The sequence below is a fragment of the Ruegeria sp. AB5 genome (assembly GCF_056542645.1).
In genome coordinates this window covers 97,677-123,663 of sequence record NZ_JBQGAE010000003.1, presented here as the reverse complement: position 1 = coordinate 123,663, position 25,987 = coordinate 97,677, and the positions used below count along the sequence as shown (strand labels likewise).

21 protein-coding genes and 1 tRNA gene are annotated in these 25,987 nt (G+C 57.8%); 16 read left to right on the top strand and 6 right to left on the bottom strand.

Annotated features, from left to right (window positions below):
- Positions 1 to 90: 90 nt before the first annotated feature.
- The 9 genes from ACR0L4_RS08095 (at position 91) to ACR0L4_RS08055 (ending at position 5,974) form a co-directional block, all read left to right on the top strand.
- Entirely contained in the window at positions 91 to 1,206 is a 1,116-nt protein-coding gene (locus ACR0L4_RS08095; protein ID WP_480512018.1) for a THUMP domain-containing class I SAM-dependent RNA methyltransferase, read from the top strand.
- A 104-nt stretch (positions 1,207 to 1,310) separates the two neighbouring features.
- Positions 1,311 to 1,387: transfer RNA gene (locus tag ACR0L4_RS08090), tRNA-Pro, on the top strand.
- 29 nt (positions 1,388 to 1,416) lie between these two features.
- Positions 1,417 to 1,617 carry a hypothetical protein gene (locus ACR0L4_RS08085; RefSeq protein ID WP_480512016.1) on the top strand — a complete coding sequence of 67 codons (201 nt, stop codon included), beginning with the start codon at positions 1,417 to 1,419 and terminating at the stop codon, positions 1,615 to 1,617.
- The gene (locus ACR0L4_RS08080) at positions 1,610 to 2,386 is read left to right on the top strand and encodes a helix-turn-helix domain-containing protein (RefSeq protein WP_480512014.1); all 777 of its coding nucleotides are present in this window, start codon (positions 1,610 to 1,612) and stop codon (positions 2,384 to 2,386) included. The genes ACR0L4_RS08085 and ACR0L4_RS08080 overlap by 8 nt, the downstream gene beginning before the upstream one ends.
- Positions 2,387 to 2,405: 19 nt before the next feature.
- Complete coding sequence (locus ACR0L4_RS08075) at positions 2,406 to 2,834, top strand: plasmid mobilization protein (RefSeq protein ID WP_480512011.1); 429 nt, start codon at positions 2,406 to 2,408, stop codon at positions 2,832 to 2,834.
- Positions 2,828 to 4,390 (top strand): relaxase family protein, encoded by a 1,563-nt coding sequence (locus tag ACR0L4_RS08070; RefSeq protein ID WP_480512009.1) that lies wholly within the window; start codon positions 2,828 to 2,830, stop codon positions 4,388 to 4,390. Before ACR0L4_RS08075 ends, ACR0L4_RS08070 begins: the two co-directional genes overlap by 7 nt.
- Before the next feature lie 16 nt (positions 4,391 to 4,406).
- Entirely contained in the window at positions 4,407 to 4,700 is a 294-nt protein-coding gene (locus tag ACR0L4_RS08065) for a hypothetical protein (RefSeq protein WP_170417284.1), read from the top strand.
- A gap of 315 nt (positions 4,701 to 5,015) precedes the next feature.
- The gene (locus ACR0L4_RS08060) at positions 5,016 to 5,354 is read left to right on the top strand and encodes a helix-turn-helix domain-containing protein (protein WP_480512007.1); all 339 of its coding nucleotides are present in this window, start codon (positions 5,016 to 5,018) and stop codon (positions 5,352 to 5,354) included.
- On the top strand, positions 5,351 to 5,974 hold the full coding sequence (locus tag ACR0L4_RS08055) for a mobile mystery protein B (RefSeq protein WP_480512005.1): 624 nt from the start codon (positions 5,351 to 5,353) through the stop codon (positions 5,972 to 5,974). The genes ACR0L4_RS08060 and ACR0L4_RS08055 overlap by 4 nt, the downstream gene beginning before the upstream one ends.
- Positions 5,975 to 6,168: 194 nt before the next feature.
- On the opposite strand, the gene ACR0L4_RS08050 is transcribed toward ACR0L4_RS08055, so the two are convergent.
- Positions 6,169 to 6,858 (bottom strand): HhH-GPD family protein, encoded by a 690-nt coding sequence (locus ACR0L4_RS08050; protein WP_480512343.1) that lies wholly within the window; start codon positions 6,856 to 6,858, stop codon positions 6,169 to 6,171.
- A 253-nt stretch (positions 6,859 to 7,111) separates the two neighbouring features.
- Here ACR0L4_RS08050 and ACR0L4_RS08045 point away from each other — a divergent pair, with 253 nt between their 5' ends.
- Entirely contained in the window at positions 7,112 to 8,590 is a 1,479-nt protein-coding gene (locus ACR0L4_RS08045) for a DNA cytosine methyltransferase (RefSeq protein ID WP_480512003.1), read from the top strand.
- A 26-nt stretch (positions 8,591 to 8,616) separates the two neighbouring features.
- On the opposite strand, the gene ACR0L4_RS08040 is transcribed toward ACR0L4_RS08045, so the two are convergent.
- The 5 genes from ACR0L4_RS08040 to ACR0L4_RS08020 form a co-directional block, all read right to left on the bottom strand.
- Entirely contained in the window at positions 8,617 to 14,247 is a 5,631-nt protein-coding gene (locus tag ACR0L4_RS08040) for an ATP-binding protein (RefSeq protein ID WP_480512001.1), read from the bottom strand.
- Positions 14,248 to 14,250: 3 nt separating this feature from the next.
- Positions 14,251 to 15,729, bottom strand: coding sequence for a hypothetical protein (locus ACR0L4_RS08035; RefSeq protein ID WP_480511999.1), 1,479 nt, complete (start codon positions 15,727 to 15,729; stop codon positions 14,251 to 14,253).
- Positions 15,730 to 15,741: 12 nt separating this feature from the next.
- Positions 15,742 to 17,898, bottom strand: coding sequence for a hypothetical protein (locus ACR0L4_RS08030; protein ID WP_480511997.1), 2,157 nt, complete (start codon positions 17,896 to 17,898; stop codon positions 15,742 to 15,744).
- Between the two features lie 475 nt (positions 17,899 to 18,373).
- A complete protein-coding gene (locus ACR0L4_RS08025) occupies positions 18,374 to 18,949 on the bottom strand; it encodes a hypothetical protein (RefSeq protein ID WP_480511995.1) in 576 nt (191 codons plus the stop codon).
- Entirely contained in the window at positions 18,949 to 19,383 is a 435-nt protein-coding gene (locus ACR0L4_RS08020; protein ID WP_170417167.1) for a helix-turn-helix domain-containing protein, read from the bottom strand. Before ACR0L4_RS08020 ends, ACR0L4_RS08025 begins: the two co-directional genes overlap by 1 nt.
- Positions 19,384 to 19,741: 358 nt before the next feature.
- On the opposite strand from ACR0L4_RS08020, the gene ACR0L4_RS08015 reads away from it, so the two are divergent.
- The 6 genes from ACR0L4_RS08015 to ACR0L4_RS07990 all read left to right on the top strand — a co-directional run bounded on the left by ACR0L4_RS08015 (position 19,742) and on the right by ACR0L4_RS07990 (position 25,935).
- Positions 19,742 to 20,836, top strand: a complete 1,095-nt coding sequence (locus ACR0L4_RS08015; RefSeq protein WP_480511993.1) for a tyrosine-type recombinase/integrase — start codon at positions 19,742 to 19,744, stop codon at positions 20,834 to 20,836.
- A gap of 588 nt (positions 20,837 to 21,424) precedes the next feature.
- Complete coding sequence (locus ACR0L4_RS08010; RefSeq protein WP_480511991.1) at positions 21,425 to 22,555, top strand: ABC transporter substrate-binding protein; 1,131 nt, start codon at positions 21,425 to 21,427, stop codon at positions 22,553 to 22,555.
- 51 nt (positions 22,556 to 22,606) lie between these two features.
- Positions 22,607 to 23,527, top strand: coding sequence for a branched-chain amino acid ABC transporter permease (locus ACR0L4_RS08005; RefSeq protein WP_480511989.1), 921 nt, complete (start codon positions 22,607 to 22,609; stop codon positions 23,525 to 23,527).
- Positions 23,524 to 24,510: a branched-chain amino acid ABC transporter permease gene (locus tag ACR0L4_RS08000; RefSeq protein ID WP_480511987.1), complete on the top strand. Its 987-nt coding sequence runs from the start codon at positions 23,524 to 23,526 to the stop codon at positions 24,508 to 24,510. The genes ACR0L4_RS08005 and ACR0L4_RS08000 overlap by 4 nt, the downstream gene beginning before the upstream one ends.
- Complete coding sequence (locus ACR0L4_RS07995; protein ID WP_480511985.1) at positions 24,503 to 25,252, top strand: ABC transporter ATP-binding protein; 750 nt, start codon at positions 24,503 to 24,505, stop codon at positions 25,250 to 25,252. Before ACR0L4_RS08000 ends, ACR0L4_RS07995 begins: the two co-directional genes overlap by 8 nt.
- Entirely contained in the window at positions 25,249 to 25,935 is a 687-nt protein-coding gene (locus ACR0L4_RS07990; RefSeq protein WP_480511983.1) for an ABC transporter ATP-binding protein, read from the top strand. The genes ACR0L4_RS07995 and ACR0L4_RS07990 overlap by 4 nt, the downstream gene beginning before the upstream one ends.
- The last annotated feature ends 52 nt before the right edge of the window (positions 25,936 to 25,987 follow it).

Sequence of the window (25,987 nt, the reverse complement as noted above, 5' to 3'; positions counted from 1 at the left end):
CACTTTATCTTTATACTTTCTTCATTCTTGCACAGCCGCGACAGAATATAGCAGGTCGCACCTGTCAGACATCCGGTGTAAGCAGCCCATATGGACAAGAAACAAGACCTCGAGATCTTTCTGGTGGCTACGCCCGGCCTCGAATCTCCCCTTTGCGCCGAAGCGATCCAGCACAGATTCGTGGATGCGCGCGTTGTACCGGGTGGGGTCAGTTGCAGGGGCGGGTGGTCCGAGGTTTGGCGGGCCAATCTGTGTCTGCGCGGCGCAAACAAGGTGCTTGTGCGCATCGGAAGCTTCCCCGCGGTACATCTTGCCCAACTGGACAAGCGCGCGCGAAAATTCCCTTGGTCCGACTTTTTACGCCCAGATGTCCCAGTCAGGGTCGAAGCCACCAGCCGCAAATCCCGCATCTACCACGCCGGTGCCGCGCGTCAGAGGATAGAACGCGCCATCTCCGAGACCCTGGGCGCCCCGGTTTCTTCCGATGCAGAACTGCGAGTGCTGCTGCGTATCGAAAAGGACATGTGTACGCTCTCGCTCGACAGCTCGGGCGAGCCGCTGCACAAACGTGGCCACAAACCGGCTATTGCCAAGGCACCAATGCGTGAAACCATGGCGGCGATGTTCCTGCGCGAATGCGGCTTTGATGGGACAGAACCGGTGCTGGACCCGATGTGCGGCTCGGGCACCTTTGTCATCGAAGCCGCCGAGATTGCGCTTGGCCTGGCGCCTGGACGATCCCGATCCTTCGCTTTTGAACACCTGGCCGTATTCGACAAAGACGCATGGCAAGCAATGCGCACGACATCTGGCAAAACCGAGGGAAATCTGCATTTCTACGGCTCGGACCGCAATGCGGGCGCAGTTGAGGCCGCATCAACCAACGCAGCCAAAGCAGGCGTTGCGCACACCACCCGTTTTTATCATCGTGCCGTCAGCGACATCAAACCACCCCCCGGACCTGCAGGCTTGGTCATCGTGAACCCGCCCTACGGCGGTCGCATCGGAGATGAGAAGCGCCTGCGCTCGCTCTATGGCAGCCTCGGGAAGACCTTGATAAACCGGTTTCACGGCTGGCAGGTCGGGGTAGTCACAAGTGCCCCTGCCCTCGCCCGTGCCACTGAATTGCCCTTTCTGCCCACAGGCCCGGTTGTCGATCACGGAGGCACCAAGATTCGCTTGTATCGCACCGACAAACTTCCTTAATCCCCAGCATAAGAATAGAACGGGCGTGCCCGGGTATCCAAGGATCATCGTCCAGAATTGCCCTTGCACATCCCAACCCTCGGGTATAGACCCGCCGCCACGGTCGGAGTGTAGCTCAGCCTGGTAGAGCACTGTCTTCGGGAGGCAGGGGTCGGAGGTTCGAATCCTCTCACTCCGACCAATAAATCCAGATACTTAGTCGGTTTTGTCATGACCCTTGTTAAGGCTCGATCCGGATTTGATCCGGATTATGCGGCTTTTGAGGCGGGTTTCGGTGAGTCCAGCCCCCTCAGAAATCGAAAGGCCGCTGACTGGGCTGGCACCCGCGTCAACGGCCAAATCGAAAAGTTTGCACAGAATGGATACCAGATCGCGGGCGTGATCGCAATCGCGGGAGGGGCCGATGTCTGAGCTTCTGCCCTTCTGCAAGATCAAGCTGCAATACCTGCTGGAGATGGTCACCGACCACGAACTGGACGACAACGCCCTGCGCGTGGCGCTCTATCTGGCACTGGCACATGCCGATCATGAGACCGGCGAGAGCCGCCCGTCTTTCGAGACCATCGGCGCGGCAATCGGCAAGCACCCCAAGTCGGTCAAGCGAGCGCTGAACAAGGTCGAGGCGGCGGGTTACATGACCATCGAGCGCGGGACCAACAAGGGGAACGCGTCCCGTTATCGCCCGACCGACGCGGCTCTGAAACGAGCCACGGATCGCCGCCGCGAGGGGGACAAGGTTGTCCCGCTTAGCCGCACCAAAGGGGGACAATCCTGTCCACAAAGCGGGACAGACCTGTCCGGGAAAGGGGGACAGGATCGCCCCCCGAACAGAGAACAAGAACTTAGAATAGAACGAGGGCGCGCGTCCGCGCCGGATTTGCTCGATGAAGGGCAATCCGGCGGAACACGCTCAAAACGAGCCCCGGATGGCCAGCACCTGGTCTTCGTCCCGAGGGGCATCTGCTTTGTCCGGGACTGGAACGAGAGGCTGGCCAGGGAAGGTATGACCACGCTGGAACGCAGCCTTCCCCTGTCACCGCATGAACATCACCTGGGATTCTGGCTTCCAGCGAGAACACCGGCCCCGTTGGGCAGCGCTGAGTGGCAGGACCAGCTCCAATTGCTCAGAGATTTGATCCGCGAGACGTCAGAAAACGCGGAGCACCGCCATGCGGTCTGAGCAAACAGCAAGGCGACCCATGTCATACGCTGGCGCGGATGACTTGGGACCTTGCGAGGGGCGGCAAGCCTCCCCTTCGAACCCCACCGGCGCGGGCAAGCCCCGCGCGAAGGAGCCGCTGACAGAGACCTTCGTCTTCCGTTGCACGGCGACCGAGAAGGCCGAGCTGCGCGCCAGAGCCGAGGCCGCTGGCCTGCCCGCCGCGACGCTCCTGCGGGAGGCACTTGGCCTGACCGAGGCCCGCCGTCGCAAGCCCGTGCCGCGCGTCGATCCGGCGCTGGTGCTGGCCGTGGGGCGTATCGGCGGCAACCTCAACCAGATCGCGCGTTGGCTGAACCGGGCGATGCTGGTGGGTCGCACCGACCTCGACAGCCTGGTGGTTGCGCACCGCCTGTTGGTGATCGAACGCCAGCTTGCCCAGCTCCTCGACGAGGCGCGGCGGTGCTGATCAAGTTCTTTCCCAACGGCAAGGGCGCGGGCGCCGGGCCGGTCGGCTACCTCGTGGCTGAGCGCGTGCTGGCCTATGACGGCAACCGTGACCTGATCCCCGATGCAGACGGCCAGCCGCTGACGGTGACGCGCGATCCCTTGCCCGAGGTGCTGCGTGGCGATCCCAGCCGCACTGAGGCCCTGATCGATGCGAGCCGTCACCAGTGGACCTATCGCGCAGGCGTGATCAGCTTTGCCGCCGAGGATGCACCCAGCGAGGCGCGGCAGGCCGAGGTAATGGACGCCTTTGAGCAACTAGCCTTCGCCGGGCTGGACGGCGAGCAGTATGACATGCTCTGGGTCCGTCACAGCCACGAAGACCGCGTCGAGCTGCACTTCTGCACCCCGCGCCTGGAGCTGACCACCGGGCGCAGCCTGAACATCGCGCCACCGGGCTACCAGGACGCCTATGACAGCCTGCGCGACCTGATGAACCAGCGCCACGGCTGGGCCGATCCAATGGAACTGGAGCGCGCCCAAGAAGTGCGTGACACCATCGAAGCTCCGAACCGCGCCCAAGGCCGCGACGAACTGCATGCGTGGATCCTCGATCAGATTTCCATGGGTCTGATCGAGGATCGTGCAAGCATGATCGAGGCGCTCACCGACGCGGGCTTCGACCTACCTCGTGCGGGCAAAGCTTACCTGACCGCCCAAGACCCCGAGACCGGCGAACGCTGGCGCTTGAAAGGAGAGATTTTCCATGAAGACTGGCAAGCCGACCCGGCTGAGCGAGAAATTGAATGCGGAGCTGGACACGATACGCCAAGACTACGCCGCCTCGATGGCATCCCAGCTGGAGAGCTTCAGAACCGATTTGACAGCCATTGTGAGCGGCGCGCGGCGTACCATCGAAAGCGATACGCGCCACTTCCTGAACGAGAGCGGGAGCTTGTTCGAGACACGGACCGAGCAGATCAGGCGCTGGCTGACGATCTCTCCTTGGGTGATCTCAGGGCTGATCGTGACGGGGATCGCCTCGATGATGGCCGCGAGCTGGTTTTGGATGGTTCTGCTGACACGTTCGGAGCTGGCGGAACTGGGCCTGACGCGGATCGACCAAGGGGAACAGACCTGGCTGACGGTGAACCCCGACCAGACCGAGCTGAAGACCTGCACGATGGCTGGGACGCCGGTCATTTGCATCAAGATCGAGGAGAGATGAATGACAACGCCCCTGACAGCCTTGGAACGCGACTTGCTCGCCTGCGTCGAGCGGTTGGTGACGGCCTGCGAAACCTCAGCCAAAGAATTGAGCGGATTAGAGGCACGCTCAACGAAGAGACTGCAAGCCCAATTGGATGGTATCGCGGCCTGCACGACGTTGCTCATACGCTCGCAGATCGCGTCAATGGGGGCGTTGCGTGGCTTGCTGAACGAAGAGGCCACTTACAACGCGCTGGACACGAAGTTGAACGAGAGCTTGAGCTTAGTGAAGGCCGCCGAAGAGAAGCTGAAGCAGAGCTGAACGAATTGCAGATCGAACGAGGCCACAGCCATGGTCTGGAACTTTAGCGAGGAAGGGAAACCAATGAGTTTTGCACACGACCACTTCACCATGAGCTATCATCAAGCCCGCGAATACGGCATCGACTATCGCGGTTTTGAAAAGGTGGCCTGCCTTCCAGAAGGGGTTCCGCTTATTGCCGTAGCGGGTGTCTGGGGCGACTACCAGAACATCCGCTGCTTGTTTGTGGACGTTGCTGGAAATGGCTACATGCGAAATATCCGTTGGTGGGGCGATAAAGGTTATCCGATCAAGGAGCTGGGTATCAATGCGAAAGAAATTGCCGTTGGACAGCAATTTCTCCTCGCGGAAACTTAGTGATTTCTGCTCGGCCTTCCCAGCACATCAATGAGTTTGAGTGTTTCCGGTTACGAAAACTTTTGGTAGCTCTGCAATACTATGCCATGGCAAAATCAAATCACTTGTCATATTATAGTATTGCAGATCGAGTAATAGTGACATACTAGGGTATTACAATATACACAAATATGCAAAACTATAGGTTGGCAGATGTCCGTTTCAAGCGCAAAACAGCGGCAAGCCGAAGGCAAGATAAATCAGGCTAGTCAAGTGGCTCAGGCCTTCGCCAAGCCACTTGGAGGTTGGATCGCAACCTTCCAGGAAGCCATTGGCATGAGCGCACCAACGCTAGCCGAACGGCTAAGCGTATCCAGGAACAGCGTTTACAGCTCTATCCAGAAGGAAAAAGCTGGAACAATCTCCCTTAACCAGCTGGACAAGATGGCTGAGGCGATGGGCGGTAAACTGGTCTACGCGATCATTCCGCGCAAAGGAGCGGTCGAGGAGATCGTCATGGCTCAGGCTCGCAAGAAGGCCAAACGCATCATACAACGCACCCGCGCGCACATGGCCTTGGAAGAGCAGATCGAAGGCCTGCGCAGCCAGGAAGAGATGATTGAAGAGCTTGCGAAGGAAATCGCACGTGAGATGCCGAGGGATTTCTGGAAGTGACCTTGGAACTGCACGAACCCACCGGCACAACACCACTGACACCGGACGAGTTGCTTGGCCTTAAGGCCAAGCACATCACCACGCGCGGCGAGCTGAATGAGCTGGAGGGTGAAAACATTATCGAAGGGCTTACCTGGCTAGATCGGCGGCCCAAATCATTTGACGTCCTGACCGACGATGCAGCACGAGAGGTCCACAAGCGATTGTTCGGCCAAGTCTGGGATTGGGCAGGCGTCTACCGCTTGACCGAGAAGAATATCGGCGTGCCGGTCTGGCACATCTCGACCGAGATGCGCACCTGCCTCGACGACGCCCGATACTGGTGCGACAACGGCACCTACGAGCCGCTGGAAGCCACCGCACGCTTCCACCACAAACTGGTATGGGTTCACCCCTTCGCCAACGGTAACGGACGCTGGGCTCGGATCATGGCGGATGCCTTCTTAACCACGATTGATCCGGACATATTCCTCGACTGGTCAGGCAGTGGGACACTGACTGCGGACGGTGACCACCGCACACGTTACATCGCGGCACTACGGGCTGCTGATGGGTTTGATTTTGAGCCATTGATTGAGTTTGTGGGGTCGCTTAAGGCTGGGGGCGATATAGTACGCTAGCGCCGGAACGGCCATTCATGGTGTGCGCAGAGAAGGTCAGTTGCGAGCCCGAGGCGGACCTTTAATTCATGGTTTCGAGTAATGGTCTCGAGGAGGCCGCGCATCAGAACTGACCTTTGTGCGTATGGCGTGATTATCGAGAGGACGACAGGTTGAGCCAATTACTAGGATTGAGAGCTGCGCTGCGCCAGCCCTTAGCATGGGGCTCGGATCGAGCGTTTGGAGTAACTGCAAGTTCGGCGAAAGATACAGGTTCCACAGAGAGGCTTGCGCGCACGGCACGTGATTGCAGCGTGATCTAGTACAGCCCAGTTGACGCTTATCGGGTCGGCACAGTCGACAAGCCAATGACAAGCCGCCTGCAACCATGGGTCGTGCCGAATGTCCGCCAAGCGCCTCGGTCGCAGGTACCTCTCCAGGAATCTTGCCATGTTGACGTCGACAAGTGGCTTGCGCCTATCGTGCTGGAACAGTTGAATGGCGTTTGCCACGTATTGCCCAACGGCCGGCACCGCGGCCAATTCGCGTTCCAACGAGGGAAACTCCCCACGGTAGGTGCTTGCGTAGGTTGCAAGGGCACCAATTGACTTGGCCCGCCGGCGCCAAAGGCCAATTGGTTTAAGCGCCTGCTCAAGTTCCTCGTTGGTGGCTGACGCCAAGCTCGGCCAATCGGGATAACGTTCAAAGAACGCAACATACATCCCGGCCACGGTTTCCGCCCGAGTCCGCTGGAGCAAGACCTCAACACAAATGCGCTCATATTGGGAAGCACTTGGCTTTCGCCAAGGGAAATCACGCCCATGCACCTTGAACCAGGCCAACAGCTTCCCACGCGCTCTTGTGATCCGGGATTTTTCGCCTCTGGTCAGTTGATCCGGTGACATTTGCCCCTCGCCCGTGTGGAATGATTTGGTAGACGTAGCCTGCCTTAAAGCATTTAACCATGCGGGAGCGCACCCGTTGGAACTGAGAACCGAGCGCGCCGGATCATGCAACACATCGCCCAAATGCGCCTCCCATTCACTCGATGTTGTGCAGATAGCGGGGTTAAGTGTTGCCTTGGCTTCCCTTCCATGGTCGAATGGACACCCACAAAAAGTGCAAAACAGCAATCGAGCAGGAAGCACCGCACCAAACATGACGAAGAACTCCGCCATGACTTGTGTTGACTTGTTCGCGGGCTGCGGTGGGCTGTCGCTCGGGCTTAAACAAGCCGGCTTTAAGGTTGAGTTGGCTGTAGAAAAGTCTCCCATGGCTGCGGAGACTTACTACCACAACCTCATTCAACCACTTGATGATCCCGGGCAATGGCGCGCATTCCACGAAGACCTCTCGGTCGAAAAACAGGCTGATGCCGGACTAGTCGTGCGTGAACTGGAGGCCGTGCTCGGATCGGAGCGGATAATATCCCGACTTCGAGAGACTGACATCGACCTCGTTGCAGGCGGCCCGCCATGCCAAGGCTTCTCGCTCGCCGGACGCCGCGATCCAAACGACATAAGAAATCGGCTGCCCTGGCAGTTCCTATCCTTCGTCGCGTTGACCAATCCGAAGGCCGTGATCATCGAGAACGTTTCCGGCTTCAGGCACAATTTCCGGAAGCATGGTGCAAGGTCACCTTTCGAGGAGCTTCGTATCGCGCTCGCTGAGACAGGGCTCGGCTATGCAGTACAACCCATGCTGCTCAACGCAGTTCACTTCGGCGTTCCGCAGCACCGCCCGCGGGTCTTCCTCGTCGGGCTGCGCTCTGATCTGGCGACGAACGCTAACATTTCTGTCACGCCAGAGATCTGGGACTCTTCATTAGATTCCCCAGATGTCTCGTTGATCGGACAGCGTCCAGCCCTCGCACCCCGGCGGTCTCATTTCGAAGATGAGCTGGCACCCCGGCACTTGACGGTTGCTGACGCGATCGCGGACTTGGTGGAACATGGATACGATACCAACGGTGCTCCGTCGCAGTACGCGATGGAGATGAAGTCCGATTTAAGGTTCATAGCCGGGATTGAACGTCGATGCGATCGGCCAAATGCCTTGAACAACCATGTTCGCCGGCAGCACTCCGACCCCATCGAGAACCGCTTTCGGCTCTACCAGTACTTCCGGGATTCTGGAATGCACCCGGGGGTCCTCGCACTCCCCCTCCGCGAGGACAAATCAAGCTATTGGATTCGGAAATCCTTGTTGCGCTCGATTTCCAACGTTCGATACCCCGTGCGAAGTGGAGACGGTACCGTCGTTGCGAGAAATCAACGCGCGCTCGTGCGGCTCATTGGGAAGCTGGCGACCAAGAAACACAGCCAGCGTGCCTTGGCGTGGGAAAAGCCCGCGCCAACTGTTTTGAGCCTTCCCGACGATTACGTGCATCCATCGTCACCCCGTGTTCCGACGGTTCGCGAACTTGCTCGCTTCCAATCGTTCCCTGACGCTTTCGAATTCCGCTCCAAAGAGACAACTGGAGCGCATAGGAGGAAATTCGAGGTCCCGCAATACACGCAGGTCGGAAACGCTGTACCTCCAAGGCTCGCGCACGCGCTTGGCTCGCAGCTACTCGAAATCCTCGACGCGGATATCAACGTGGCGCCCCGCGATCAGAAAGCAACGGCAGTTGCCTAGGGCGCAAAAGCGAGTGTTTTTTCGAGTTACCTTGGCAACGAGAAGAAAGGCTGTCCTTTCATAAGGATACCTTCGTTGTAGCCGTTGACGCATCGATAATACGCCCAATGCGTTTCAAGGCCCGTGACCTCCTGCACCATTCGAGAAACACCATGTCGGAATCCAATGCGCTCGAATTGCTTCGCGCTCGCGTTTCGTATGTTGTGGACGACCCAAGTAGACAATGCTTCGCCCCAGTCATTTTTCCCCGCATCGAAATGAGACAGGAACTGCGAGGACAAGACGACACCCATCCCGAATTCTCGACCCTCTAGCATAAGCTTCATTAGGACATCGAAATCGCGGTTCATCGCATGGTGAGCTTCATCGATTAGCACGAATGAATCGACTTTGCGTCGCGAGATGCCATCCGGGCCTTCCAAGAAAGGTTCCTTGGGTAAAGTCTTCATGTAGTCGGTGTAAAGGTTGTCTAAGAACATGGTCGCCACGATGTCCACGATGTCCTGTCCTGCACCACTCAAACCGGACAGATTCAGAACCGTACTCCTGTCAAATAGGTCAACGAACGTGGTGGTGTTCTCGGGATTGGTCTCGAAGATCATTAGGTCACGAAGCAAGGTCAGAACCGAGACAACGCTGTCGTTCTTACCTAGCGCCGAGTAGACGTCGAAGACGTCATTTATCGAGGGCGCGTGTCCCTGTGCGCAGGACTGGTACGCTTGCATGACGCTGGAATAGAGATCGTTTCTTTGTACTTGTCCGATGCCGGAGATTCGTCTCAGCAGGTCGCAGAAGAAATTCGCACGTCGCACACGTTCGATTTGCACGGCCATGCGGTCATCGGCGTCAACGCCAAGGGCAAAGAAGTTGATTGGCAGTGGTGATTTCGAGGGGTCCAGAATCTTGGCTCCCATCACCTCGGGAAACTCTCCCTCTGAGTAGTCGCGCTTGTAGTCAAAGATGAACACCTTGGGAGAATGCCCACGGTTCGACGGCGCCGATCGCGAAAGTTGGAATACAAACGACTTGAGGAACTGCGTCTTGCCGGTGCCGAGGTCGCCCACGACCCCGACGTTCAGCTGGTTGAGAGAGGTTTCACTGGGCCGGAAACTCACCGGCTCCAGCGCGGTCCCGCGTGGACGGTGCCCAACGAGCACGTCGATACCAAGGGGCGCCTCTTCACCTTCCTCCACCCCGTCACCAGATGACTCCTCTTCTTCTTGTTCATTCTCCACAACTTCGAGTCCAACGACTGCATCTTTTTTTTCCGCAATTTGCTGATCGTCGGAGGGCAGGGAGTCATCCTCCCGCCCGTCGATAGGCTTATCGGGTGTCTCCTCGTCTACGCGTGTTCCGCCATCACCAAGACCCAAGGCTAGCTGCCTGTCCTCCGTGTCCATGTCTTCGTCGGACGGCTTGACGATCTCAAGGGCAACTGCCTGCTCAACGATTTCCGCGACTCGCTTACCGACTTGGGAGAGGCGTTCAGCATCATCGAAACACTTTGGATTTGCAAAGAACTGGCCAGCTTCGCCAGCGCCTCCAGCGCGCTGCTCGTAGAGGCCACCACCTGCGCCGACCGCATCCACTTGGAACCAGAACAGCGTTCCTGCAGATGCAGAAATGCGTGCTTTACCGGCGGCAACCCGGCTGAGGATTCCGGTTTCCAAGTGCACCTGCCCCGGCTGTCGCCCAGGGCGAAGCGAGAATGCTGCCTCGATCAGGGTGCCCAACGCAGCATTCACTAGGGCAAGTCTCCCTCCTTCAGCCGCCATGTTATTACCGAGCTTCTCCAAGACACGCTTGGTCGAGTCCAACTGGTCCTTCGGGTCGGCCAGTAGCTGGGAGCCCCGCGCCGGGAATGAAGCCTTGTCGCCCGACCTCATTTTTACCTCGACAGGATGAAGCTCAATCGAACAGGTACCGTCGTCCGCCAAACGACTTGTCACAAGCAGCAGATCTGCACGCCTTTGATCATCAACGGCCCGCGCCCCTTCCCCGAGAATGTCGATCAAGGGGAAAACAGCATCCATGGGAACAACACAGCGGATCTCCGCGTCGCCAGCGCGTCTTTCCCATTCAGTGAGGGCCTTGAACGCGAGGGAAAAGCCCATCGCTCCCAGGCTTTGCGTGTGCCCCATGGTTAACAACGAGGATAGGCCTACACCTCGCACACCTAGGCTCGCTATGACGTTCCGTACATCGCTTGGTGTACTCGCCATACCGCAGTCTCGCAATATCTTGGCCACCTCTTCGTACAAGGCATTCGAAGGACGCGCCAAGACCGTGTAGGGATGCGTCGATGCGATTGACCCGGACGACGCCTTCTGCTTCTCGCGCGACAGGAAGGCTGGTCGCCATTCCCAAAGAGCCAATTCGTCGGTCGCGCGGCGAAGCTGAAGCGACAAGACGGACGGGTCTAGGTGCCTGTTACCCGTGATCGTCCAGCGGGCATGATCACCAAGTAGGTTTTCTCCAAGGCGAAGCGCGGACGCGAGCTTGATGCCCGCACCCGAAGCTTTCAGCGTCTCTACCTTGGCTAGCGCATCTCGAAATGAGGGAAGCTCGCCGAAACTCTCTGCCTGCAAACCAAGCGCAAAACCCGAAACGTCGTCGGACATCTCGTCGGCACGCCAAGAGCGGAAGCGGTTAAACGGCAACGAAGGCCCTGAAGTCCCAACGGGATCATCTTCACCGATGATTTCTTCTGCGCGCACGCGGACCACAGTATCTTCGATGAACTGAAGATCGACATTCGATGACGGTCCATGCTCGGGATCCGTCGTCCACTCGAACGGGGCGTGCCCGGAAAACCTTCGTGTCTGCAACGCCTCGGGCAGGATTTTCTGCAGGACATTCACGGCACTCGGCAGGTTCCCCTTTCTGTTGCTTGCATCGAAGATGCGAACGCCTCCGGGAAGTTTGTCACCACGTCGCGCAACTAAGTCTCCAGAAGCCGCTATTATGGCTTCGTCGGTTTCGACGTATCTTTCTCCTCCACTTGGCGCCGCTAAGCCTATTCTTAGCTGGGGCGACGACGGGTAAACCCGCATGTAATCGCGCAGGGCCGAAGAAACGCCGCCTTGGTCGAGCCCCGACGGGGCCCCGAATGGCAACTCGAGGCCGAGCAAGTTTATAGACTTGCCCGAGTGGTTTTCCCTCAAGGCCGTTCCAGCTAAGAGCACCCAGCTGGCGAAAACCTCCCTGGGACCCGGTGCAAGCCCCGCGCTGACCCAACGCTCGCTTCCACGAGTTGCTGGTCCCGTTAAGGGGAGAAGCTCACCATCAACGAACCGCAGGAATGACGATGCGACCTTTCCGAAGGTCTTACTGGCGACAAGGTCCCCGCCAGCTTTTTGAACGCTCCAGGACCACGCAATGCGCAAAGGGTGAAGCGGCGAAATCAGCACGCCTTCGGGTTCACCCCTCTGTTGGTTAAAGAGCAAGGCAGAGAATGGGTATGCAATCCAGGAGTGGACGCGGGGTTCGCCGGCTTCGTCGAGCATTCTCGCGAATGCATCTAGGTAAGCGGCCATTTTCTCCGGAGACATGTCCCTTAGGTCAAGCGCACTGGGCCAGGCACTGACCTCCTGTGCTCCGCAGAACTGACCCAGGTCTAGATCGTCAAACGCTTGCCAGAACGCCTTCGCGCCACTCGACTGAAGCAGTTCAGCGGGAAACTCCAAGTGCACGGGCGCGCTCGTGTTTGAATAGGCTTTTATGCTGTCGGAGTAGGTCAATGCCTGTGCACCACGCCCGCTTGCCTCGAGCACGCAAGCGCCGAAGCAAGAGCGGAGCTCACTCGATGGTGACGCCACAATGCATTGCTCCATGTACCATTGCTCCAGCCAGCCTCGGGGGTCCGACATGAGCTCGTTGCGAAGAGCATCGTCTGCGGGAATGACCGGTTCACCGGTAATGGCGGCGGCCAGTGGATTTACGTTTCCTCGCTCAACTTCCGGCACCTCGACGGTTACTTGGTAACCATCGACCTCAACCACAGGGTTTTCTGGCAAGGGGGAAGTCGAGTAGATCGCGGGAAAGGCATCCCTGTCCTGCTCAGCCATGCGCGAGAGCGTCCGCCCACCCACCAATATCGGCTCGGATGCGGCGCCAATGACTGCCAACTTGATATTGCTCTGCCCATCGCTCAACTTCAGCGGGGTGGCCTCATTGCCTTCGTCGACTTGTACGACGGCCCTCGCATCTGCATCAATTGCGTAACGACCGTCTGCCGCGAAGGATGCCAGCGGTTTCCCGGCGGCTCGCCGTTCCTCGATAGCGATAAGTGTTGGCCTAGCCGGATGCGGAGCACATATCTTTAGGTTCAGTGGTGTCACGAAGTTGGAGCCGGCAACAACACGGACCGGAGAAACCGAAAGGGTGAACGGTTTCTCTCGCCACTTACCTCCCGAATTCGCGGCGCGTCGCGACAACTCGAAGGTGACCTCGATGACACCCTCCTGCGTGTTGCATGACAGTAGGTCTACTTTCGCGGCACTTGCAGGTCTTACCTCGAATCGTGCGGGACAGTCCTCCACGCTTTCCCCCACGTCGACCATCAACCTAAGCCGCACGCGGCCCAGCATTATATGCCCATCGCTCCCTAGCTCCGGTGAGCAGGGTGGCAAAACGTGATCAACACCTTGCCAGCCGAGCTCATCGAGGTTCGTCGCACATCCTTCGTCGTCTAGTGATGAGAGTTCGTAGTTCGGTTCCCGCGAATCCTGTTCCTGAAAGAACGCCCGCTCCGAGGTACTGGCCCATCCATGCAACCAAGATTCCATGCCCCTTGTTTCCGAACCGTGGAAAGCAACCGAAAGCAGGGGATGCCCGCGCAGTGCGCGGGAAGTCGCGATACTCTTCCAGTCGAGCTCGGCCAGCGCGTGTTGACCACTGCCTCCACTATCAACCATATCGATTGCAACGAGGGAGCGTTCTATCGTTTCTTGGGAGTTCCAGTTCTCGGAGATGATCTTGGCGTACTTTTTGGCGCTATTTCTTTCCGCGTAGAAACCTACACCGGCCGGCCGAGGCAAGCCAGCTGACGCGAGAACAGCGTCTCGAGCGTGCCCGGGCGACCCAGAGGGTATGATCTCGAGTGCCCCTGACAAACGGTCGACGAGCATGTCGAGGTGCAACCAGAAGGCATCCGTCCACCGTTTCTCATCGTTCCCGGCTTCCCGGTAAGCACGAGAAAGAAACGGAATCACGGCCATGAGTGAATCTCGCAGCCGCGGTTTGTCTACAGGCAGACCAACGGCCTGATCGGCAAGTTCGGCAATCTCCCGCGCAAGTGCTTCCACGCCGACGATAGCATAAGTCGACTCGTCGACACCTCCTGGCATGCCTCCAGCCAAAGCATCCCGAAAAGTCTCGAGCGACTTTAGTTCGCGCGATTGGCCGTCAAACGCAACGAGGACGATAGAACTATCTTGCGCGTTATCCTCGGGGGTACGAAACGCGATGGCCTCACCAGCGGAGTACTCGCCCTTGTCGTTTCCAATCCGGACGGCGACCGCTCCAACCGCCTCAATGGACCTCGCAACCTCTTGCTTAAACTCGACTGCAAGAGACCTCGGCAAAACAAGCTTGTAGAGGCCATTTTGTCGACCGCAGATGCTCCCGATCGCGGTTGCTAGTAATTTTTCGGACATGCTTTAGAACCCTGCTACTATCTCGAGCGCATCGTCAGCATCGTGGCTGCTGCGCGCGAGTCCGAAGCCCTCAAGGCGAGAGACGATCGTTTGCTGCGAGGCTTCCACGCCGATCGAGGAAAGCGCGTCTTGAACTTCGTTCAATCGGCACAACGATTTGGGACGCGCACAACAAAGACTGGCAATAGTCACGAGCCACTCCTGACCAGGCTCCACCCAGGTGTAACGCCCTGAACTACGCAACATGGCATACAGGTCGCCTGCCCCAGATGGACTGCGATCAACCAGCGAATATCGGATCGTCTCCCAGGTATTGTTCGCGCCCCCGGCTTTCGGCGCGTCGAGCGCCTGCGATACCATCGGCGCGATGTCGACGCCACGAGCGGAGAGCCTTGCGCGTGATTCTTCAAGCCAGTTAGACAACCCATCTGGGTCGTCGTCATATTCCGCAGGTGCTTCGATGCCTTCCCAGTCGCCCGGCTCGACCAAATCGGCAAGTAATGACAGGCATTCGGTACCAGCGGCAGCGAGTCTGTTAACAATTGGTCCAACGTCGGCAGCAGCACGATCGAGTCGATCGTCCCAAGTGAAGAGACGCTTGGCGTCTTCCACTGCCACTCGCACGGATTGCCTCGCATCATCGCTGGACGCGAGGGCCGATAGCATCCGTCTGGCGAGATGCAACTCGAACATGTATCCCGTTGCGATTCCCGTTCGCGCTAGGCAGGCCGCCCAATCAGTCCAACGCCTACGTGGCATACTATCGATCCAGTCATCGGAACAAAGGCTGGTCCAGGCGCTCGAGAACCAATGGTAGGGCGTGGCGGGCATGGACGAAAGCCAAGCTGGGCGTCGCACGTCCCTTGGTTCATAGGTCTCAATTCGATTGGCCAGGTCATCGACACTGTCTTGGAATGGCACCGGGACCAGTTCGGTGATAGCCTCGCTGGCCCACCGCGGCAGCCCGGCCTGACTGGCTTTCAGTACTGCCTGTGCCCACAGTGCCGCCACCGAGGAATTCCCTCCTCCCAGGGCAAACATTTGCTCCAAGATAAGGGCGATATTGGCCGGATTGCTCTTACCGGTAGCCCCGCGCCGGTCTTGCAGCAGGGCGGCTTCGAGAGTGAGCGGTGTCACGACGGAGCGCGTCGCCTTTGCAGACGAGGGTGCCTCTAGTTCGTGCAACAGCACGTTGGCAACCACTCGCGCCTGGATTTCGCTATGCAGTCGCAGGTTATCCTTTAGCTTCGTGGCGAACGCATTGAATCGGTCACTGCCCTCTTGAGGGCGGGTGGTTTCGATCGCTGGGTTCTTTCGAGTGCCTCGATCGCTAAAGGCAATGCCTGCCGGGCCGAAATCTTTGTCTATTCGGCGCGGCGATCCCTGCGTTGTGAGTGACCAAGCCAGTTCCGACAAGAACAGCTCCCTTGAAGGAATATACTCCGGTCGATTAAGCCCAAAGAATGAAGTGTCGCTCGCCATACACTCGCCCTCCTATCTCGTGAAGACCGGTTGGCCGCGGTTGCTAAACTTGAAGCGATGCCGGCTCTCGTCTTGTGACAGCTGGTAGCTCACGAGGCTCGCCCTGATCCTCTCGATCCGCGGCTCGATCAACATGAGCGAGTCAGTGAATCCATGGCCGTTCTGGCGCGCCATTGCTTCACGGAGCAGGTGGAAATCTAGTAGCGCAGTTGCAGCGGGGGGAGCTTCGCCATACCGCCCCTGTTCGATTTGAAGTTCGACCCTTTCGCCCTCTGCCCTGGCGGTGATCTCGAACCGGTTTCTTTGCAAGCCAATCATTGCTCGCTCTATCGCGTTATCTCCTGCGTCTACACGGGCTTGCAAGAAAGTGAAGAAAGATTCTGCCCCCCGCTCGGTCGAAGGTGGCGCCACGATGTCTAGGATTGCTTCGGACAATTCGTGGGAAAGCCGTTGGCTTCGGTCAGCATCGATCCAAGCTTTTTGCCATTCGTTAACCACGGAACAGTGGGCCGACCATCCATTTGCAACCCCAACCAGACGGAACATGTAACGCCCGTACCAACCCAAGAGCCAATTTCGTTTCACAAGGCTTGATTGCTCGTTCCTTGGATCGATCTCGTCGCGGATCACACGCTCGATCTCCGCGTCGAGCGGGCTCCAGTAGCTGGCAACTGCCGAGTTTTCCTCCGCAATTTTTTGCCCTGGGAGTTTGCCCTCCTCGATCTCCGATAGCGTTTCCGCGAGTTCCGTACTTTGGCGACCATCGGCGGGCCCGAAACTCCTGAGCGGATCGGCAAGTCGAACCGCGCGCAGCGCATCGTTCTCTGTATCCGCCCATGGGAAAAGGTCACCCGTCTCCCTGTACTTTGAAACGTTGCCCGCATCGAACATGAGCATGTGGGTCCTAATGCTCCCGAGCGCAAGCAACGCTTGCAAGCGTGGCTCCCCTGACCGGTCGCGTACCTCGTGAATGCGTTCATCTACCCAGTCGCGAAGAGACCCCAAGTTGTCGGGGCTCGCCGGACCAAGAACCGATTGGACGAAGAGTGCCCAAAGCTCGCGATAGGTAAAATGGGTCCCTGAAATTACTGCGGCCCCCCGCAGCAAGGAGCACCAGCCGCTTGCAACGTCGTCAGAAGACAGCGAGGCAAGGTTTGCCTGCACGGGATCAAGTTCGTCACGGTCAAGCATATGACCTAGTTTAGTAGCGGCCTGAGTCACGCACTCGTGGAAGGCTACACGCCGTGCACGGCGGTCGTCCGAGAGTACCGGCGTAACCTCGACAGACCCCGTCGGCAGAGGCGCTCGATAATCTCCGGACTGATCCTCGGGTGGTGTCCACTGCTCTAAGAGTGACGCGCCGTCCATGTAGACAACGTGGACCACCGCGGAAGGCTCTCCGTTCTTTCGCACCTCGCCGAACACGTAATGTGCTGATGACTTGTCACCGTCGAAAAGCGCAATTGTCCAATTCCCGGTTTCCGCGTCGCGTATTTCGCCAGAAAGCAACCAGCCCGCGATTACCGATGCCATTTGCTCGGCTTCGTCCGCGCCATTCTCTTCAGGATTGCGCGTTTCGCCGATCAACACGCCCCTGTTGACACATGCCAAGAGGTGATCACCTGATCGCAGGACGTCACCAAGATCCCTTACGAGGGGAGATTGGTGCCGATCAGTGGGAGGGATGGTGGCATCGTTGATGATGCGGAGCCGCTCACCAGTCTCCAAGGCATACTCGTAGGTTCTCTGCGCGAAGCGCGTCTTTTCACCAAGTCTCTCGCCGTGTATGGCAGAGACCATGTCCGCGGCGAGTTTCGACTTACCGTTGCCGGCTCCTCCCACCAAGAAAACGAGGCACGAGGGACCATTGCCACCCACCGCTTCGTTACAGGTACGCACCAATGCATCGCATGCCTCGCGTGCCATAGGCGAAGAGGGACCATCGGGCCAACTCGTTGCGGTGCTTTGGTACTCCGGAGATACCGCTGCGCCGAGGCCACCAAAGGACCGCTCCAGAATCCAAGTTGGATAGCTGCTACTCAATTCGTTTTCTCTCACTACTCTTTCGGTCCGGCTATCGATTTGTTGTGGCGAAACTTTGAAATCAGGGGCGCTGAATAACAACCTGAAAAAATCTCTTCTTTTCTGTGATCTTAACAGGGCAATCACGCGCTGCAACCGAATGTGGAAGTACAAGTTCCAGGGAATGCAAATCCATGGCGACCTAGAAATAGCGGTCTAAGGCAGACGCAGGATCGCTAATCTTCCAAGTGGCTCTTCGTCTTTGCAAGACATCGACTTTGGCTTCTTAGTCTAGCGGTGTTTTTTTGTTTGAGAGATGTCTTTGTCCGCATCTTACCAGTTCGCTCCTGTTGAAGCGAACGGCAGGTGTACGATTATGGCCCGCGCTCTGATAAAGTCCCCGTACCAGCTAAATGATACGCGTCTGAGGATAAAATCCGTGGTCAGAAGGAAAAAGATCACCGCCGAAGACTGCATTCGTGCCCGTCAAATCGTGAACATGATAGCGTGACGACTCGGTGAGCACTGACCAAAATTCTTCGAGTCTGGCATGTTCGCTCCCACCGGTGTATTTCCAGTGCGCGACGAACTCGTCGATCTGTGGGGCTTTGCTCATGTGAAGTTAGTTGTTCGAAACGGGAATGCGCTCAGTTAGAAATTGTTCGAAGGTGGCGGTTTCGACCGCATATGCGCTGGTATCGCGCTTCCGGGTAATAACCTTTTCGATCAAGGCACACAGGCCAAGAATTACCATGCCCGGGAAGAACCAAAGCCCCGTCGCCAATGGCATTTGCTCACTGTAGAGCAAAGTTTGGAGAAGAGGCCAAATCAAGAATGGCATGGCAGCCAAGGCTGACCACTTGACTGGTTTCATCTTTTCCTCGGCTTCCGCAGCCAACCGGGCATGATTCTCGACCAAATCGCGCTCCCATGCTAGGAATTCGTCCATGACTTGGCCAGCGAGGTAGTGGCCGCAACGGCAATAATCGCGTGTGATGTACTCAACCTGTCCGCAGGCTGCGCAGCGGACCGCATTGATGCTATCCGCTTTCGGGCGCAGGTGTTTCTTCTGACTTTCGCGATCGGGGACTTCTTCAGCCCCGCAGACGCCTTCGAGCAGGCGCTCTATATCCTGACCAAGCCGCAGCTTTCGCGGGCGTAGTTTCAGCACTTCATCGGGAAATTCTTCATTCAACATCAGCTTACAAGCCTCAATACGCTGTCGATCCTTGTTGTGTCCGGTTCCCCGCCTTCAATCGTCAGGGCATCGGTGTTCAGGAACTCATCGAAGAGAAAATCGATGGCATCCCACTTCTTTTCAGGGGTCACGGTCAGCCCGCGTTCATTGATCCGGCGCTCGACTGCGATGCCGATCTTACGATAGGCGGCGGCGATCTCTTCGTGCCTTCGGCTCTTGCCGTCTTCCGAGTCGCCTTCGAGCATCCAGAGCGGATCAACGTCGAATTCCTCGTAGACTTTCAACAGTAGTGAAGCCGTCAAATCCCGCTGGCTGCGTTCATAGTACTGGTATGCGCTCCGACTGGCGCCTAGGCGCTGCGCCATCTCCTCTTGGGAGAGGCTTGCCATGTTTCGCACAGCCGCAAGGCGATGCCCCAAACCGGGAACTGTCATAGAAAACCTTCTTAATGGTTGTATTGACCACGATACTGGTTATATTAATCACATATGACCATAAATCGTGGCAACACGCTCGATTCACGTAAGATCAGCGTATGTTTGTTTCATTCTGAACGCAAAATGAAATTAACTGCCTCGATTTGTGAGCAAAGAGTTTGAGGAGGTGAAGCGTGGAAAAGCTCTTGGAAACCCCGAAAGAACTGGCCGAGCGCGTTGGCATTCCCGTGTCCAATATTCGCTACCTGATCCGCGAAGACATGCTGGACCACATCTATACGGCCCCTGGGCGTAGAAATCCGAAAATCCCTTCCGGCGCGTGGGAGCGGTACGTCGACAATTTCACGGTGAAAACATGCCCAGAAAGCCATCCCCGCCGCGCCTCGAGCGCGACCGCAAGCGTCCGTCCGAGGGCAACTGGTACATCTACTGGACCGAGGGGGGACGCAGCCGCGAGCACTCGACTGGCACTGGGGATCGCGACCAGGCTGAACTCTACTTCGCAGAGTGGAAGCTAAGGCGCTTTAGGCCAGATCGAGCAGTCGAGCCTTACGAATTCTATGTGGCCGACGCAATTTCGCACTACCTGGCAAAACGGCTTGATGACGTCACCGATCCGGAGCGCTTGGCCAATGCGGCAAAGCCGATCATCCGATTTTTCGATGGCTATGCCGTTGGTGACATCAATGATGCGCTCATCAAGGAGTATTGCCAGAAGCGACGAAAGGGCCGGGGTGAAAAGGGTCTCAAGGACGGCACGCTCAGACGAGAACTCAGCCTGTTGTCGACCGCTATCAGGCGCGCCGAAGAAGATCAGCTGATCACGCGCAGGATAGCCGTTCGACTTCCACCGAAGCCCGAAGGCCGAATCCGGTTCCTGACGTGCGATGAAGCGATAAAACTGATAAAAGCCTCGCGAAGCTTCGATGCCCCTTTGGAAGATGGTGTGCCGACGGAGTCAAAAACCGAACACCTGACCCTGTTTCTCCGTATCGGTTTACTGACGGGCCAGCGGAAAGAAGCGATCCTGTCCTTGCGTTGGTCCGATATCGATTTCTACAGCAACATCATCTACTGGAACCCGGTCGGGCGTCGACGGACCAAGAAGGAGCGCCCGAGCTCAAGGTTGCCCGCGCGCCTGAAGAAACACTTGTTGCGCAGGCGGAGGCGATTTCCGGAAGACGAATTCGTTGTCACCCATCGCGGCAAGTCCCTGCAGAATATCAAGCGTGCGTTTCGATCCGCCGTTGTAGCGGCTGGCCTCGAGGGTCAGGGAGACCGGAAAGTCGTGCCGCACACTCTGAGGCACACTTGCGCAACCTGGCTCATGCAGAAGGGTGCGCCAAAGTGGGACGCCTGCGGCTTTCTGGGGATGACCCTCGAGACGCTCGAAAAGAACTACGGGCACCACCACCCAGACCATCAGCGCGGGGCGGCGGATGCCATCTGACATCCGGATCATTTCCGGAAATAGACCATCACAAACGTGAACAAAGGAGCAGTCAAATGATAACGCATCATAATAAATACAGGGGGTTAGGCTCCGGCCTGATCCTTCGGGAGGCAGGGGTCGGAGGTTCGAATCCTCTCACTCCGACCAATAAAACAAGGCGCCCTTGGGCGCCTTTTTGTTTTGAGGGAGCCGGTTGAAAGGACATTCGCAACGTTTCATTCGATATCCAGTCATCAGCTTGTTCGCGACTGCCTGACTCCCAACTCAGTTAGAGCCCGTCATGTATTTCAGTTTATGATCCTGGCAGCGTTCTTCAACGCATCCGGACTGTAGGAAAAGTTGACGTTTTCTACCCTCTTGCGATACGTTGCAAAGTAGGCAGTGGCATCCTTGAATGTCATTCCCGCATGAACTTCCAAGCGACAAATGTGTGCTTAATTGAAGCCTTCCCGCCGCCGGTCTGCGGCTTAGGTCTTACAGTCAACAACAATCCATCAAAGGCGCGTGCGTATTTTGTGCCAGGAACGGGTGTGCAGAGCGCCCGTTTTTTGTATGAAGAATGAAAGACCAAACAGGGAGAAACTCATGAAAAAGTTTGCATTGGCCGCTGCGGCCTCGATGCTGTGCGCCACCGGTGCGCTGGCCGAGGTCAAGGTTGGGATGATCACCACTCTGTCCGGCGGCGGTGCAGGGCTAGGGATTGACGTGCGCGACGGGTTCATGCTGGCTATTGCACAGTCGGGCCGTGACGATATCGACGTTGTCATCGAAGACGATCAGCGCAAACCCGACATTGCCGTGCAACTGTCGGACAAAATGATCCAGTCCGAGCGGGTGGATGTCATGACCGGCATTATCTGGTCCAATCTGGCAATGGCCGTTGTGCCATCCGCCGTGAATCAGAACGTGTTCTACTTGTCGCCCAATGCGGGCCCCTCGCCGCTGGCGGGCAAGGGATGCCATCAAAACTATTTCAACGTCGCATGGCAGAATGACAATCTGCACGAAGCGGCTGGTGCTTATGCAAACGGTGCGGGCTACAAGAACAGCTTTATCCTCGCCCCCAACTATCCGGCCGGAACAGACGCGCTGACAGGATACAAACGCTTCTTCGACGGCAATCTGGCTGGTGAAATCTATACCGAACTGGGTCAGACGGATTATGCCGCAGAGATCGCCCAGATCCGGGCAAGCGACGCAGACAGCGTGTTTTTCTTCCTGCCTGGCGGCATGGGGATTTCCTTCCTCAAGCAATATGCAGACAGTGGCATTGATCTGCCCGTCGTTGGACCAGCTTTCAGCTTTGATCAGGGCATCCTACAGGCTGTCGGCGATGCGGCACTTGGGGTCGTGAACACGTCGCAGTGGAACAAGGACATCGACAACCCGACCAACGCAGGTTTTGTTGAAAGCTTTCAGGCGGAATACGGGCGTCTGCCCTCGCTCTATGCCAGCCAGGGGTTTGACACGGCGAACCTGCTGCTGTCGGCGCTGAACAAGGCTGATCCCTCTGACGCCGATGCCTTCCGCGCAGCGTTGCGGGCCGCTGATTTTGACAGCACCCGAGGTGAATTCGCCTTTGGCCCCAACCACCACCCGGTTCAGACGATCTATGCACGTGAGGTGATCAAGGAAGGTGACGTGTTCACCAACAAGATCATCGGCACCGCGCTGGAAGGTCATTCAGACGCCTACGCCGGCGACTGCCAAATGTGATCTGCCTCTGCCTGCCTTCCAATCGAGGGCAGGCAGACAGACGGAGTTTTCATGTCCTCGATCCTGATTTTCGAGCAGATCCTGAACGGTCTGCAATTCGGCGTCATGCTGTTTCTGATGGCGGCTGGCCTGACCCTGATCTTTGGCGTTATGGGCCTGATCAATCTTGCCCATGGGTCTCTGTACATGGTTGGAGCCTTTGCAGCGGCCGCTGTTGCAGGTGCGACAGGGTCGTTCCTGTTGGGTCTTGTGGCCGCATTGGCCGCCGCCGCATTGGCCGGAGCGATTGTCGAGATGGTAGTGATCCGAAGGCTCTATAATGCGCCGCATCTGGATCAGGTGTTGGCGACCTTTGCCCTGATCCTGATTTTCTCCGAGGGCACGCGATGGGTCTTTGGTTCGTTCCCCCTGTTTCTGGACATCCCCGACGCGTTGTCTGGCCCGGTCACTCTGCCCGGAGGGATTGAGTATCCGCTCTACCGTCTGGCGCTCATCCTGATCGGATTGAGCGTTGCTGCGGGTCTTTGGCTGCTGATCGAACGCACCCGCATCGGAGTTCAGATCAGAGCAGGCGAAAATGATCGCGAGATGATCGCAGCCCTCGGCGTCGATATCTCGAAGCTCTATACATTGGTGTTTGCCTTGGGTGCAGCCCTGGCCGGGTTTGCTGGCGCATTGGTCGGCGCGATCCAGTCCGTACAAGTCGGCATGGGAGAGCCGGTGCTGATCCTCGCCTTCGTCGTCATCGTGATCGGCGGCATCGGGTCTATCCGCGGTGCCTTCGTCGGTGCGTTGCTGGTGGGTCTGACCGACACGTTGGGCGGTGTGCTGCTGCCCGAGCTGTTCAAGCTCTTCATGGACACCGGAGCCGCTCAGAAAAGCGGCTCAGCCATTGCCTCTATGGGAATCTATATCCTGATGGGCTTGATCCTGATCTGGCGGCCAACCGGCCTGTTCGGAGCCCGCGCATGAAGCTGGACGAACGCCTCATCAACATCCTGGTCCCGCTGGGGCTGCTGGCCCTGCCCCTTTGGGCGCTGGCGGTGGATGAACCGTTCACGATCACTCTGGCAACGCGGGCTGTGATCCTGGCGCTGGCCGCTGTGGGCCTGAACCTCATTCTTGGCATCGGTGGCATGGTCAGTTTCGGGCATGCCGTGTTCTTCGGCCTTGGCGGCTATGCGATGGGGATTCTCGCCTACCACGCGCAAACCTATACTGCCCTTGAACTGGGACTGTTCCAGACCGACGGCACCAAGCTGATGCCGGTCATCTGGCTGGCCGCCATCATGATCTCGGCCCTTGTCGCCTTTGTCATCGGTCTGCTGTCGCTGCGTACCTCGGGCGTCTATTTCATCATGATCACCCTCGCCTTTGGTCAGATGTTCTTCTATTTTGCGATCTCATGGGCACAGTATGGCGGTGAGGACGGCCTTTCGATCTATGTCCGAAACGACTTTCCCGGCCTGAACACGTTGGTGCCGATCCAGTTCTTCGGCATCTGCTTTACCCTTCTATGCGCTGTTTTGTTCGTGTTTGCGCGCCTGCAGGCCTCGCCATTTGGTCTGGCTTTAAATGCGGCGCGGCAAACCTCGACACGCGTCGAGGCGGTCGGGCTGGACCCGACACGGCTCAAGCTTGTGGCGTTTGTTCTGTCGGGCGCGATCACGGGCCTTGCCGGAGCCCTGTTTGCCGACCTCAACCGCTTTGTATCGCCCACCATGTTTAGCTGGCAGCTGTCCGGCGAGTTGATCGTGTTGATCATTATCGGCGGCGTTGGTCGCCTGATGGGGCCGGTTGTCGGAGCCTGCGTCTTCGTCGCACTCGAACACTTTCTGGGTGAAATCACCGATTTCTGGCACGTTTTTCTGGGGATCATTCTGCTGTGCATCGTTCTGTTCGGGCGCGGTGGTATTGTCGGGTTGTTGACCGGCAAGGAGGGTGCCCGTGTCTGAACCCGTTCTGTCGACCCACAACCTGAGCAAAAGCTTTGGGGCCCTGACCGCGACCAGTGATGTCTCTATCGATCTGAAGGCGGGTGAGATCCACGCGATCATCGGGCCAAACGGCGCGGGCAAATCAACGCTGATCAAACAGATCTGCGGCAATCTGAAATCGGATGCAGGGACGGTCTGGATGTGCGGTCAGGATATATCGGGCCAATCCGCAGAGGCCCGCGCTCAGGCGGGTTTGGGACGGACGTTCCAGATTTCCGATCTGTGCATGGAAGATACCGTTCTGGCAAACACCGTTCTGGGTGCGATTGGCGCCACGGGCATGGCTTGGCGGTTCTGGCGACGTGCTCTGAGCACGCAGGCTCTGACCCAGCAGGCCGAAGGTGCTCTGGAGCGCGTCGGGCTGCAAGATCAGCGCAATACGCGCTGTGCAAATCTCAGCCACGGTCAACGTCGCCAATTGGAGGTCGCCGTCGCCCTGACCCTGAATCCCCGTGCGTTTGTAATGGACGAACCGATGGCCGGCCTTGGCGCAGAGGGATCAAAACAACTGACGGAATTTCTGAACGGATTGCGCAGTGAGGCCCCGATCCTGCTTGTGGAACATGACATGGATGCGGTCTTTGCGCTGGCCGACCGGATCAGCGTTCTGGTCTATGGAAAGATCATTGCCACCGGCACAGCAGACGAGATACGCACCAGCCGCGCCGTGCGCGAAGCCTATTTGGGGGACACTGCATGACCTTGCTGCGTCTCGAAAACCTCACGGCAAGCTATGGTGTCAGCCAGGCGCTTTTTGGTGTCGATCTGACCATGGCGCAGGGCGAAGTGACGGCTTTGCTGGGTCGAAACGGCATGGGCAAATCGACAACGGTCAAGGCGATCTGCCGGATGATCTCGTCTCAGGGAAGTCTGACGATGGACGGACAAAGCCTGCATGACCTACCCAGCCACCAAGTTGCCCGCAAGGGTGTAGGTCTTGTTCCAGAAGGCCGACGCTGCTTTGCCGATCTGACCGTACGCGAGAACTTGATTGCCGCCGCCCGCCCCGGCGACTGGACGCTGCAAACTGTGGCCGCGTTGTTTCCCCGACTTGGCGAGCGCGCGCAACAGCGTGCGGCCTCGTTGTCCGGCGGGGAACAGCAGATGCTTGCCATTGGCCGGGCCTTGATGACCAACCCGCGCCTGCTGATCCTGGACGAGGCTACCGAGGGGCTCGCCCCCCTCATCCGTCAGGAAATCTGGGCAGCCCTGCGCCAGCTGAAACAAGAGACCAGCGTTGCAATCCTGCTGATCGACAAATCGTTGAAAGAACTGGCCACCGTGTCGGACCGGGCAGCTGTTCTGGAACGCGGCAGGACGGTCTGGTCTGGCCCGATATCAGACCTGACGCCGGATATCTCGGAACGGTATGTTGGGGTCTGACCGCGCGGATGCGGTCTGGTGATTTTCCGCAAGCCCGCAAAGTCTCGTTGTT